General features: G+C 44.1%; 12 protein-coding genes and 1 other annotated feature. All 12 genes read left to right on the forward strand.

The genetic code is table 11. The features are described from left to right. Position 1 precedes the first annotated feature (1 nt). Positions 2 to 1,312 carry an aminomethyl-transferring glycine dehydrogenase subunit GcvPA gene (gene gcvPA, locus JQM81_RS02955; RefSeq protein WP_235232040.1) on the forward strand — a complete coding sequence of 437 codons (1,311 nt, stop codon included), beginning with the start codon at positions 2 to 4 and terminating at the stop codon, positions 1,310 to 1,312. Between the two features lie 3 nt (positions 1,313 to 1,315). Next, on the forward strand, positions 1,316 to 2,746 hold the full coding sequence (gcvPB, locus tag JQM81_RS02960; protein WP_235232041.1) for an aminomethyl-transferring glycine dehydrogenase subunit GcvPB: 1,431 nt from the start codon (positions 1,316 to 1,318) through the stop codon (positions 2,744 to 2,746). A 26-nt stretch (positions 2,747 to 2,772) separates the two neighbouring features. Further along, complete coding sequence (locus JQM81_RS02965) at positions 2,773 to 3,771, forward strand: lipoate--protein ligase (RefSeq protein ID WP_235232042.1); 999 nt, start codon at positions 2,773 to 2,775, stop codon at positions 3,769 to 3,771. A gap of 14 nt (positions 3,772 to 3,785) precedes the next feature. After that, positions 3,786 to 5,195 (forward strand): dihydrolipoyl dehydrogenase, encoded by a 1,410-nt coding sequence (gene lpdA, locus JQM81_RS02970; protein WP_235232043.1) that lies wholly within the window; start codon positions 3,786 to 3,788, stop codon positions 5,193 to 5,195. Between the two features lie 34 nt (positions 5,196 to 5,229). Next, the gene (locus JQM81_RS02975; RefSeq protein ID WP_235232044.1) at positions 5,230 to 6,909 is read left to right on the forward strand and encodes a formate--tetrahydrofolate ligase; all 1,680 of its coding nucleotides are present in this window, start codon (positions 5,230 to 5,232) and stop codon (positions 6,907 to 6,909) included. Positions 6,910 to 6,924: 15 nt separating this feature from the next. Beyond that, entirely contained in the window at positions 6,925 to 7,551 is a 627-nt protein-coding gene (locus JQM81_RS02980) for a cyclodeaminase/cyclohydrolase family protein (protein WP_235232045.1), read from the forward strand. A gap of 10 nt (positions 7,552 to 7,561) precedes the next feature. After that, positions 7,562 to 8,422, forward strand: a complete 861-nt coding sequence (locus JQM81_RS02985; RefSeq protein WP_235232046.1) for a bifunctional 5,10-methylenetetrahydrofolate dehydrogenase/5,10-methenyltetrahydrofolate cyclohydrolase — start codon at positions 7,562 to 7,564, stop codon at positions 8,420 to 8,422. A 96-nt stretch (positions 8,423 to 8,518) separates the two neighbouring features. Further along, positions 8,519 to 8,950 (forward strand): MarR family winged helix-turn-helix transcriptional regulator, encoded by a 432-nt coding sequence (locus JQM81_RS02990; protein ID WP_235232047.1) that lies wholly within the window; start codon positions 8,519 to 8,521, stop codon positions 8,948 to 8,950. 102 nt (positions 8,951 to 9,052) lie between these two features. Further along, a complete protein-coding gene (gene thyA, locus JQM81_RS02995) occupies positions 9,053 to 9,901 on the forward strand; it encodes a thymidylate synthase (RefSeq protein WP_235232048.1) in 849 nt (282 codons plus the stop codon). A gap of 15 nt (positions 9,902 to 9,916) precedes the next feature. Beyond that, entirely contained in the window at positions 9,917 to 10,408 is a 492-nt protein-coding gene (locus tag JQM81_RS03000) for a dihydrofolate reductase (RefSeq protein ID WP_235232049.1), read from the forward strand. Next, the gene (locus tag JQM81_RS03005) at positions 10,405 to 11,604 is read left to right on the forward strand and encodes a glycosyltransferase family 4 protein (protein ID WP_235232050.1); all 1,200 of its coding nucleotides are present in this window, start codon (positions 10,405 to 10,407) and stop codon (positions 11,602 to 11,604) included. Before JQM81_RS03000 ends, JQM81_RS03005 begins: the two co-directional genes overlap by 4 nt. Before the next feature lie 41 nt (positions 11,605 to 11,645). Next, positions 11,646 to 11,911 (forward strand) — a binding site (T-box leader). A 65-nt stretch (positions 11,912 to 11,976) separates the two neighbouring features. Beyond that, on the forward strand, positions 11,977 to 13,698 hold the full coding sequence (gene ilvB / locus JQM81_RS03010) for a biosynthetic-type acetolactate synthase large subunit (protein ID WP_235232051.1): 1,722 nt from the start codon (positions 11,977 to 11,979) through the stop codon (positions 13,696 to 13,698). Positions 13,699 to 13,710 lie beyond the last annotated feature (12 nt).

Raw genomic sequence — 13,710 nt, forward strand, 5'->3', positions numbered from 1 at the left:
TATGGGAAATTATATTCCGGGTACAAAGCAGGAACAGAAAGAGATGCTTGCGGAGATTGGCTTTGGATCTATGGAAGAATTGTTTGGGCATATTCCAGATGAAGTAAAAGTAAAAGGTGGACTTAAGATTCCGGAAGGAATGTCTGAACTGGAAGTCCGTAAAAAAGTAACGCAGATGGCAGAGAAAAATAAAGTATTTCCTGTGATTTTCCGTGGCGCAGGAGCATACAGACATTTTATACCATCGGTTGTAAAAAGCGTGATATCAAAGGAAAATCTGTTGACGGCATATACGCCATATCAGGCAGAGATCAGTCAGGGAATCCTGCAGTCTATCTTCGAATATCAGACGATGATCTGTGAACTTACAGGAATGGATACTTCGAACGCATCTGTCTATGACGGCGCAACTGCAGCGGCAGAAGGAATTGCAATGTGTCGGGAAAGAAAGAGAAAGAAAGCACTTATTTCTGAGACTACAGATCCGAAGGTATTAGAAACAGTGAAGACCTATTGCTTTGGAAATGGTATGGATCTGGTTATGATCCCTTCGAAGGATGGTCTTACAGATGTAGATGCACTTTGTGAACTGATCGATGACACTACGGCCTGTGTATATATTCAGCATCCAAACTACTATGGAAGTCTGGAAGACGCACAGGCTATCGGTGAGATTGTACATGAAGCAGGAGCAAAATATATCATGGGTGTGAATCCAATCTCTCTTGGAATCATCAAGACACCAAAAGAATATGGAGCAGATGTGGCAGTCGGAGAGGGACAGCCTCTGGGACTTCCGCTTGCATTTGGCGGCCCGTATGTTGGATTTATGGCGTGTGTATCTGGCATGACAAGAAAGCTTCCGGGAAGAATCGTAGGACAGACAACGGATCATAATGGAAAAGTTGGATATGTACTGACTCTACAGGCAAGAGAACAGCATATCCGCAGAGAAAAAGCATCCAGCAATATCTGTTCTAATCAGGCACTGTGTGCGCTGGCGGTTGGAGTATATCTGGCGTCTGTAGGCGGTGAAGGATTGAAAAATGTTGCAACACAATGTACTTCCAAGGCTCATTACATGGCAAAAGAATTGGAGAAAGCCGGTTATCAGATTGAGAACAAAGGCGAATATTTCCATGAGTTTGTGACCGTATCAGATGTTCCGTCTGAAAAGGTATTGAATGTACTGGAACAAAAAGGAATCCTCGGAGGATATCCACTGGATGAACATAGAATTTTGTGGTGCTGTACTGAGATGAACAGTAAAGAAGACATTGACAGAGCAGTTGCCATCATAAAGGAGGTGTAATGGATGTTAATATTTGAGAAAGGAAAAGAAGGAAGAGGACTGAGTCTGTTTCCAGAGTGTGATGTAGAAGTAGTCTTGCCGGAGGAAAAAGACCAGAGAGAACTTGCATTACATTTGCCGGAACTTTCTGAAAATGAGATTAGCAGACACTACACAGAACTTGCAAAGAAATGTCATGGAGTGAATGATGGATTCTATCCACTTGGTTCCTGTACCATGAAATATAATCCGAAGATCAACGAGGATATGGCTGCATTGCCAGGATTTACAGAGATTCATCCGCTTCAGCCGGCACATACGGTACAGGGATGTATGGAAGTTATGAAGACACTGGAGTCATATCTGTGTGAGATTACGGGCATGAGTCAGATGACATTACAGCCGGCAGCAGGAGCCCACGGTGAGTTTACCGGACTTCTCCTTATTAAAGCATATCATCAAAGCAGAGGAGATCAGAAACGAACCAAAATTATTGTTCCTGATTCTGCTCATGGAACCAATCCGGCAAGTGCGGTAATGGCAGGGTTCTCCGTTGTCAGTATTCCATCAGGACCGGATGGATGCGTGGATCTTGAGAAACTGCGCGAGGCAGCCGGAGATGATGTTGCAGGTCTGATGCTTACCAATCCAAATACGGTTGGACTGTTTGATAAAAATATTCTTGAGATTACGAAGATCATTCATGAATGTGGCGGTCAGTGCTATTATGACGGTGCGAATTTAAATGCCGTTATGGGAACGGTACGACCAGGTGATATGGGATTTGATGTGATCCATCTGAATCTTCATAAAACATTCTCAACGCCTCATGGAGGAGGAGGTCCGGGAAGTGGACCGGTCGGTTGTAAAGAACATCTGGCACAGTTCCTTCCGTCTGTACTTGTGGAAGGTACAGAAGAGCTACAGTTTGGGAAAGCAGAGCACAGTATCGGTGAGATGAAGAGCTTCTATGGTAACTTCCTTGTAGCAGTCAGAGCGCTTACTTATGTCATGACGCTTGGAAGAGAAGGAATCCCACAAGCCAGCCAGAATGCTGTCCTGAATGCAAATTATATGATGAATAAGTTAAAGGACATCTATACGATGGCATATGACGAAGTATGTATGCATGAGTTTGTTATGAGCCTTTCTGATCTTAAGAAAGCTACAGGAGTATCTGCAATGGATATTGCCAAGGGACTTCTTGATAATGGCATTCATCCGCCGACAATGTACTTCCCATTAATCGTAGATGAGGCTTTGATGGTGGAACCGACAGAAACAGAATCCAAAGAAACACTGGATGAAGCGATCCGTGTATTCAGACGATTATATGAGCTTGCCAAAGAAGACGCGCAGCAGCTTCATCAGGCACCTGTCTCAACGCCGGTGACAAGACTGGATGAAGTAGGTGCAGCAAGGCATCCAGTACTTCGGTATGATTTTTCAAAATAGAATTACATTCTGGAAGAGGTATCAAAATGATAGATAAAATAACTTACATTGAAACGGCTAATACATACCCCTATCAGAATCTTGCGGTGGAGGAGTATCTGCTCCTCCATTGTGATAAAGAGGAATGTATTTTGTATCTCTGGCAGAACAGAAATACGGTTGTAATCGGACGAAATCAGAACGCATGGAAAGAGTGTCTGGTAAGTAAACTGGAAGAAGAAAACGGCTTTCCGGTGCGTCGGCTTTCCGGCGGCGGTGCTGTCTACCATGATCTTGGTAATCTGAACTTCACTTTCCTTGTCAGAAAAGAAAACTATAATGTAGATAAACAGCTTAATGTTATTCTTGAAGCAGTGAAAAAGCTTGGAATCCATGCAGAAAAATCAGGACGTAATGATATTCTGATCGATGGGCATAAGTTTTCAGGAAATGCTTTTTATGAGCAGGGAGACTGCTGCTATCATCATGGAACACTGATGGTTCATGTTAATCTGGGAGAGTTGTCCAGATATCTGACGGTGTCAAAAGATAAGCTTCAGTCAAAAGGTGTGGATTCTGTTCGTGCAAGAGTCGCAAATCTGACAGAGTATGCACCGGATGCAACGGTGGAACTGTTGAAACAGAAGCTTTTGGAAGCATTTGAGGAAGTTTATGGGTTAAAGGCTAAGATTCTAAGAGTTGAGGATCTTGATGCACAGGAAATTGAAAAAAGGACGGAAAGATTTGCTTCCTGGGACTGGATTTTTGGAAAGAAACTGGATTTCCAGTACGAATTGTCCAATCGTTTTCCGTGGGGGCAGGTAACATTACAGATGAAAGTAAAAAATGGAATCGTAGAAGATCTGAATGTATATTCTGATTCCATGAAGCCGGATCTGATTGCTGATCTAAGTTGCTATTTGAGAGGAATTCGTTACGAAAAGAATGCTATTTGCGAGGAACTTAAGCAATATAGTTCTGAGGATGAAGATGAAGAGCAGATGATGAAAGACATTGCAGACTGGATTCTGTCTATCGATTTGTAAAGGAGAAGGAAGCTATGGGAGAGAAATTTGATGTTATTGTAATCGGTGCAGGACCGGGCGGCTATGTAGCTGCGATCAAAGCCGCAAAATCAGGGCTTCGCACAGCAATTGTGGAGAATAGAAGAGTGGGAGGAACATGCCTGAACAGAGGTTGTATTCCTGCAAAAGCGATGATCCATGCTTCTTCTGTTTACAAGGAAATGCAAGAAGGAGGCCGGTTTGGAGTTGCGGCGTCGGATGTATCTTATGACTATGGCAAGATTGTGGCTTATAAGGAAGAGACAACGGATAAATTATGTCAGGGAATCGAACAGCTTTTGAAGGCGAACGCTGTGACGCTCCTCTCTGGAAAGGGAACACTGGAAAAAGGAAAAGTAGTTAGAGTGGCAGGAGAAGAAGGCGAAGAGAGCTATGAAGCTGAAAATGTAATCCTGGCCGCTGGCTCTAAGCCATTGATTCTTCCAATTCCAGGACTTGATCTTCCGGGAGTATTGACCAGTGATGAGTTATTCCAATTAGAAGAGAGACCGGAAAGTCTTGTGATTATCGGCGGCGGAGTTATCAGCGTGGAATTTGCCAGTGTATATGCGAATCTTGGCTGTAAGGTTACCATTGTGGAAGCGATGCCAAGGTTAATTCCTAATATGGATAAAGAGATCTCTCAGAATCTGAAGATGATTTTGAAGAAACGAGGAATTGATATTCATACATCAGCAGCGGTACAGCGTGTAGAACAGGAAGAGGATGGACAATATACCTGTGTGTTTATAGAGAAAGAAAAAGAAGTAAGAGTTTCTGCACAATATGTGTTGTGTGCAGTTGGAAGATACCCGAATACGGACGGTCTGTTCGGGGACGACGTAGAACTTGATATGGAACGCGGACGTGTAGTCGTAGACGATGAATTCCGTACCAGTATGGAAGGTGTCTATGCAATCGGAGATCTTGTAAAGGGGATGCAGCTGGCCCATCTGGCAAGTGCACAGGGTGTATATGTCGCAGAACGGATTGCCGGGAAAGAGTCATCCATTGATGTTCATACGGTTCCGGGCTGTGTATATACAGATCCGGAGATTGCATCTGTCGGTGTGACAGAAGATGAAGCCAAAGAGCAGGGCATTGCTGTAAAGACTGGAAAATTCATTATGAGTGCCAATGGAAAATCTCTGATTACCAAGGAAGAACGAGGATTTGTGAAGGTCATTGTAGAAGCAGATACAGATGTGGTGATCGGAGCGCAGATGATGTGTGCAAGAGCAACGGATATGATCGGTGAACTGGTAACTGCAGTCGTGAATCGTCTGACAGCGCAGCAGCTATTAAAAGGAATGCGTGCACATCCTACTTATAATGAGGGCGTAGCAGAGGCATTGGAGGATGCTGTCGGGGAAGCAATACATGTAATGCCGAAAAAGAAAAGATAAAATGTATAATTAAAAAGAAAGGTTGGTATGTAATATGGGTTTTAAAAGTGACATTGAGATCGCTCAGGAAGCGGAAATGAAAGTGATTAACGAAGTTGCCGATTCTCTTGGAATTCCAGATAAATATGTAGAAAATTATGGAAAATACAAAGCAAAGATCGATTATCGTTATTATAAAGATGAATTAGAGAGCCGCCCGGATTCTAAAGTGATTCTGGTAACGGCGATTAACCCGACACCGGCCGGAGAAGGCAAGACTACTACAACCATCGGTCTGGCAGATGCCATGAACCGTCTGGGTAAGAAGACAATGGTAGCACTTCGTGAACCATCTCTTGGACCTGTATTTGGAGTAAAAGGCGGAGCAGCAGGTGGTGGCTATGCACAGGTTGTTCCAATGGAAGACATTAACCTGCATTTTACTGGAGATCTTCATGCCATTGGTGCAGCAAACAATCTGATTGCTGCTATGCTGGATAATCATATCCATCAGGGAAATGCACTGGATATTGATACGAACAAAGTGACCTGGAGACGTTGTGTGGATATGAATGACCGTCAGCTTCGAAGTATTGTAGATGGATTGGGTGGAAAGGCAGATGGAGTGACACGTCAGGATGGATTTGACATTACAGTTGCTTCAGAGATTATGGCTGTATTCTGTCTGGCAAACGATATTTTGGATCTGAAAGAACGTGTATCTAAGATTATCGTAGCATATTCCAGAACCGGAAAACCGGTAACGGCCGGAGATCTTCACGCAGAAGGCGCTGTAGCAGCACTGTTAAAAGATGCGTTGAAGCCGAATCTGGTACAGACATTGGAAGGAACTCCTGCATTTATTCACGGCGGCCCATTTGCAAATATTGCACATGGATGTAACAGTGTGATTGCAACAAAGATGGGAATGAAACTTGCAGATTATATGATCACTGAGGCAGGATTTGGCGCAGATCTAGGTGCAGAAAAATTCATTGATATCAAATGTCGGATGTCAGGAATACGCCCAAATGCTGTGGTTCTGGTTGCAACGATTAAAGCTCTCAAGTACAATGGCGGTGTTCCAAAGACCGAGCTTCAGGCTGAGAATCTGGAAGCATTGGAGAAAGGAATTCCAAACTTACTGAAGCACATTGAAAATATTACAAAGGTATATCATCTTCCTGTTGTTGTTGCAATCAACGCATTCCCGACAGATACAAAGGCTGAATTGGAACTGGTTCGTGAAAAATGTAAAGAACTGGGTGTTAATGTTGCATTGTCGGAAGTATGGGCACATGGCGGAGAAGGAGGAGAAGAACTTGCAAAAGAAGTGCTTCGTCTCTGTGAAGGTGAGAGCACCATGGAATATGTATATGATGTGGATGCTTCTATTAAAGAAAAAATTGAAGCTATTGCAACAAAAGTATACGGAGCTGATGGAGTAGATTATACAACAAAGGCTAATAAAGAAATCAAGAACTTAGAAGCAATTGGTCTTGGAAATCTGCCAATCTGTATGGCTAAGAATCAATATTCTCTGACAGATGACGCGAAGAAACTGGGAAGACCGGAAAACTTCAGAATCACGATTCGTGATATCACAGCTTCTGCAGGTGCGGGATTCTTGGTTGCACTGACTGGTGATATTATGAAGATGCCTGGATTGCCGAAAGTACCATCCGCAGAAAAGATTGATGTGGATGCAGACGGAGTGATCTCAGGATTGTTTTAAGGAGGAATGAACGGCATGATGCTGGAACAGAAAACAACAGACTTCCTGGAAGTGTTGTCCTCTGCCGAACCTGTTCCAGGCGGCGGAGGTGCTTCCGCCGCAGTGGGAGCATTTGCGTCTGCGCTTGGAATGATGGTAGCAAATCTGACGGTCGGTAAGAAGAAGTATGCTGACGTAGAGGAAGAAATCATAGAAATCCGGGGCTGTCTGAAAGAACTTCGGGAAGAATTGGTGGATCTGACCGATCAGGATGCGGAAGCATTCGAACCATTATCGAAAGCATATGGTCTTCCGAAAGATACTCCAGAGCAGAAAGAAGAAAAAGAAAGAGTCATGGAGAAGGCTCTGTACGAGGCTAGTATTGTCCCGCTCCAGATTATGAAGACTGTTTTCAAAGTAATGAGATATTTAAAAATATTGGGAGAGAAAGGCAGTAAGATTGCAGTCAGTGATGTGGGTGTTGCAGTTCTGTTTGCCCGTGCTGCACTGGAAGGTGCATCCCTGAATATCTATATTAATACCCGTCTTATGAAAGACCGTGAACGGGCGGAAGCGTTGAATCAGGAATCGGATGCCATGATTGAAGAAGCACGGAAGCTGCAGGAAGAAATCTATGCAGGAGTGCTCGCGAAGATTCGGTAGGAGGAAAAAGATGAGTGTATTAATGAAAGGTGCTGATGTGGCAAATGCCATGAAGGCTGCATTGATTGAAAAAGTAGAAGTGCTGAAAGAAAAAGGAACGATTCCCTGCCTTACTATCGTAAGAGTTGGAAATCGTCCGGATGATCTGTCTTATGAACGCGGTGCCAAAAAGCGTATGGAAGCCATTGGAATTGAGTGTCGGATCGTAGAACTTCCGGAGGATATTTCTCAGGATGATTTTGAACAGGAATTCGGGAAAGTGAATGACGACCCGTCTGTCCATGGTATCCTTCTGTTTCGTCCGCTGCCAAAGCAGCTGGATGAAGAACCGATCAAAGCAATGATCCATCCGGAAAAAGATATGGACTGCATGAGTCCGGTGAATATTGCAAAAATATTTGCAGGAGACGAGACCGGATACGCACCATGTACGGCGGAAGCAGTTATGGAAATGTTGGATTACTATGAAATCGACCCTAAAGGAAAGCGAGTTACTGTTGTGGGAAGAAGTATGGTCGTAGGGAAACCACTTTCTATGATGCTCTTGAAACAGCATGCCACGATCACGGTCTGCCATACCAGAACGGTGAATCTGCCAGAAGTATGCCGTAATGCGGAAATCCTCGTTGCAGCAGCTGGAAAGGCCAGGATTATTACGGCTGATATGGTCGGAGAAGGTGCTGTCGTAGCAGATGTCGGCATTAATGTAGACGAAGATGGAAAGATGTGTGGAGATGTGGCTTTTGAAGAAGTGGAACCAAAGACATCTTATATCAGTCCTGTGCCAAGAGGCGTGGGAAGTATTACCACTTCTGTCCTGGCAAAGCATGTGGTCCGTGCCGCTTCGCTTGTCAATAAAGAAAGCCTGTGATATAATGAACGAAAATTAGATGGAAAGCAGAGTAGGACTGAAAAGAACCGTTCAATCCTAAGGAGAATGCCAGGAGAAAAGTAAAGAGGGTCGTGGATGAAAGAGCGGATGCCGATAGGCTTTATGTTTAAACAGATCAATAATATTTATGAAAAGGATTTCAATCAACTATTAAAGACGTTGGGAATTACTGCATCGCAGTGTGCCGTATTGGATTATTTGTTTCACAGCAGGAAAGAAGAGGTGACTCAAAGGGATATTGAGAAAGCACTATGTCTTAGAAATCCGACGGTAACCGGACTATTGCAGCGGCTGGATGAGAAGGGATTCATTCTCTCCGTGCCGAGCAATAAAGACAGGCGTTGCAAGAATATCTATCTGACAGAGAAAGCCTATGACATTCAGCGGAGAATGGAAGCTGACCGGAAGAAGATTGATAAGAAGCTTACACTGGGAATGAATAAAAAGGAAATCGCAGCATTGGAAAAGATGCTGGATAAAGTATTGTATAACATAGCCGAGCCGTAATGGTTCGGCTTTTCCTCTTTTTTTTAAATGCATTTCATGGTAAACTGTTCAGGAAAGATTACATTCTATTTATGTGGATGCTATGATAAGGAGGAAAAACCCATGAGTTATGCAGATAGAGTATTTATTGATATGTGCAGGGACATTATCGACAACGGAACGGATACCAGAGGAGAAAAGGTCCGCCCGGTATGGGAAGATGGTACGCCTGCCTATACGATTAAGAAGTTTGGTGTAGTCAACCGGTATGATCTGTCCAAAGAATTCCCGGCACTGACGCTTCGAAAGACGGGAATCAAGAGTTGTACGGATGAGCTTTTGTGGATCTGGCAGAGAAAGTCTAACAATATCCATGATCTGAAACCACATATCTGGGACAGCTGGGCAGATGAAGATGGTTCCATCGGAAAAGCTTACGGATATCAGATGGGAGTCAAGCACCAGTATAAAGAAGGAATGTTTGATCAGATAGACCGCGTAATCTATGATTTGAAGCATAATCCGTACAGCCGGAGAATTCTGACGAATATCTATGTGCATCAGGATCTTCATGAGATGAATCTGTATCCCTGTGCTTACAGTATGACCTTTAATGTAACGAAGAAGCCGGGAAGTGAAAAGCTTACATTGAATGGAATTCTCAATCAGCGTTCTCAGGATGTGCTGGCGGCAAATAACTGGAATGTGTGCCAGTATTCCGTGCTGATGCATATGCTGGCGCAGGTGTGCGATATGGAGGTCGGAGAGTTTGTTCATGTGATTGCAGATGCACATATCTATGACCGGCATGTTCCTCTGGTGGAGGAATTGATCAGCAGAGAACCGCTGCCGGCACCAAAGTTCTGGCTGAATCCAGAGATTAAGGATTTCTATGATTTTACGCCGGATGATGTGGCATTGATTGATTATCAGACACATGAGCAGATTAAGAATATCCCGGTTGCGATATAAAAGGAGAGATGGTATATGAATATTATAGTTGCAGCAGATAAGAACTGGGCAATTGGAAAGAATAATAAGTTGTTGGTCAGTATCCCACAGGATATGAAGTTTTTCCGTGAGACGACAACGGGAAAGGTAGTTGTGATGGGAAGAAAGACGTTAGAAAGTTTTCCCGGGGGACAGCCGTTGAAAAAGAGAGTGAACATTGTACTGACTTCGGATAAGAATTATCATGTCAATGGAGCGGATATAGTTCATAGTATCGATGCGCTGTTAGAGGAATTAAAGAAATATCCAGCGGAAGATATCTATGTCATTGGTGGTGAGAGTATCTACCGTCAGCTACTTCCATATTGTGACAAAGCATATGTGACAAAGATTGAGCATGCGTATGATGCGGACACATTTTTCCCGAATCTGGATGAAGATCCTCAGTGGAGAATGACAAAGACCAGTGATGAACAGACGTACTTTGATCTGGAATATGAATTTACGATATATGAGAGGTTATCATGAGAATATTAAGTATTACAGCACAGAAGCCAAATAGCACAGGAAGCGGCGTGTATCTGACAGAGCTTGTGAAGGAATTTGCTCTGCAGGGACATGAGCAGGCAGTCGTGGCAGGTATCTACCAGGATGATGAGGTAGAACTGCCAGACGGGGTGGAGTTTTATCCTGTTTATTTCTGCAGTGAGCGGCTGCCATATGATATTGTAGGAATGTCAGATGAGATGCCTTATAAGAGTACCCGGTATTGTGATATGACTCCGGAAATGGTGGAACAGTTTCGTGCGAGTTTTTTTGAAGTAATCTCACCGCTTGTGGAGCAATTTCAGCCGGATCTGATCCTGTGCCATCACCTGTATCTTCTGACTGCTTTTGTAAGGCAATGGTTTCCGAATAAAAAGATCTATGGTTTCTGTCATAATACAGATCTGCGTCAGATGCAGAAGACGGATCTGGAGCGTACTTTTATAGCAGAACAGATTCGTAAACTAGATCGGATCTTTGTCCCTCAGACAGCACAACAGGATGGTGTTGTAGATATCTATCAGGTGGATATTGAGAAGACGATGATCGTGGGGATGGGATATAATAATAAGATCTTCTATGTGACCGGGGAAAAACCAAAAGATGGTGTGACCAGAATTGTATTTGCAGGAAAGATTGCGGAGAAAAAAGGTGTTATGAGCTTGATTCGAAGTCTTTCGCTTCTAGGGAAAAAGGCACCACATGGGCAGAAAGGGGCATTGCAGGTGTATCTTGCAGGAAGTGCCGGAAACGAGACAGAGTACCGGGAGATTCAAAGACTTGCAGAAGAATGTCCATATGAGATCCATTTTCTGGGGAGACTGGCACAGCCAGCGCTCGCCAAAGTGTATAATGAATGTGATATTTTTACTCTGCCGTCCTTTTTTGACGGGCTTCCGTTAACGGTGATTGAAGCGCTGGCCTGCGGAGACCGGGTCGTAGTATCAGACCTTCCAGGTATACAGGCATGGCTTGGAGAATATGCGCCGGGAGCGGATGTAAGATATGTAACGATGCCGCAGATGCGCAATACCGATGAGCCGGTGCCGGAGTCTCTGCCAGAATTTGAAGAGCGTCTGGCCAAGGCATTACTTCAGAGCATACATACGAAGGAGCGGAAGATTGCAGATGTCAGCAAAATCTCCTGGGAAGGAATTGCAAAAAAAGTTCTGGGTTGACAATTACTGGTAATATCTACTATAATAATACTAATTATCAGAGAAATGCTATGACAAGGAGGAGTACATAAGCACCTGATGCCAAGAGAGAAGATGGGTGGTGCGAATCTTCGTGATGGATTTATGGAAGTAGCCTTTGAGCAGTGAACCGAAAGAATTGCGGAAGATGATTCGAGTAGACTTCAACGCAGTCCCAGCGTTAGAGGGGAGCAATATCGGAGAAGAATATATCTCCCGTATTGGCAGAGTGCAAAGAGATGACTCTTTGAATTTAGGTGGTAACACGGATGAATCATTCGCCCTAAGCATAGGCTTAGGGCTTTTTTTCGCAGTTGAGGATAAGGATATTTCTTTGGGAACAGGAGGTATTTTATGAAAAAAATCAGTGGAAACAAATTATTAGTGAAAGCGTTGAGAGAGGAAGGGGTAGATACCATATTCGGTTATCCTGGAGCATGTACCATTGATATCAGCGACGAACTGTATAAGCAGGATTATACGAAGGTTATTCTTCCAAGGCAGGAAGTAGCGCTGGTGCATGAGGCAGATGCCTATGCAAGATCAACAGGCAAAGTTGGGGTATGTCTGGTGACCAGCGGACCGGGAGCTACGAATCTGGTGACGGGTCTTGCAACGGCCTATTATGACAGTGTTCCGTTGGTATGCTTTACCGGACAGGTAGCAAGACATCTGATTGGAAATGATGCATTCCAGGAGGTCGATATTGTAGGAATTACCAGAAGTATTACGAAATATGGTGTTACGGTACGCAACAGAGAGGATCTGGGACGTATCTTGAAAGAAGCGTTTTACATTGCAAGGACCGGAAGACCGGGACCGGTGTTGATTGACCTTCCGAAAGATGTGATGGCAGAATTAGGAAGTTCGGATTATCCGACGGATGTCAATATCCGTGGATATAAGCCGAATACGCATGTTCATATCGGACAATTGAAACGGGCGATTAAGATGTTAAGTAAAGCGGAACGACCACTGTTTCTTGCGGGAGGCGGTGTAAATATCGCGCATGCCAATCGGGAATTTACAGAATTAGTGAATAAGACGAATGTACCGGTTGTGACAACCGTCATGGGAAGAGGAGCAATCCCGACCAATCATCCGTTATATGTAGGCAATCTGGGAATGCATGGAGCCTATGCCTGCAATATGGCGGTAAATGAGTGTGATCTGTTATTCTCCATTGGAACCAGATTTAATGACAGAATTACCGGAAAGCTCCATTCCTTCGCACCGCATGCGCAGATTGTACATATAGATATTGACACAGCGGCTATCTCGAAAAATGTGCAAGTTGATGTGCCGATCGTAGCAGATGCGAAAGAAGCTATTACTAAGATGCTGGAATATGTAACAGAATGTAATACGAAGAAATGGCTGGATGAGGTCGGTGAATGGAAGATGGAACATCCACTTACGATGAAACAGAAGCCGATCATGACACCACAGGATGTCATTGAGACAATCAATCGAGTATTTGATGAGGCAATCGTGGTGACGGATGTTGGACAGCATCAGATGTTCACAGCACAGTTTATTGAGATTACGGAAAAGAAGAAACTTCTTATGTCGGGTGGACTTGGAACCATGGGATATGGTCTTCCGGGTGCAATTGGAGCGAAGATCGGCAATCCTGATACTCCGGTTATCTCCATTTCCGGGGATGGCGGAATGCAGATGAATATCCAGGAGCTTGCGACAGCTGTACTGGAAGAACTTCCGATTATCTCCTGCATTTTCAATAACAGTAATCTGGGGATGGTACGCCAGTGGCAGAAGTTGTTCTATGGTAAGCGGTACTCAATGACTTGTCTGCGTTCCGGGGCGGCCTGCCGGGGAAAATGTGGTGAGGTGCCTTGCCCAGAATATACACCTGATTTTATCAAGCTTGCAGAGAGTTATGGGGCAAAAGGAATCCGCGTGACCAAGAAGGAAGAGATCGAACCTGCCTTCCGGGAAGCAATGAAGAGTAAGAAGACGCCGGTCATTATTGAATTTGAAATCGATCCGGAGGATCTGGTATATCCGATGATACAGCCGGGCGGAACTTTGGAAGATATGATATTGGATTGTTAAGAGGAAAGGAGA

Source organism: Faecalicatena contorta (assembly GCF_021531895.1).
Lineage (GTDB): Bacteria > Bacillota > Clostridia > Lachnospirales > Lachnospiraceae > JAFBIX01.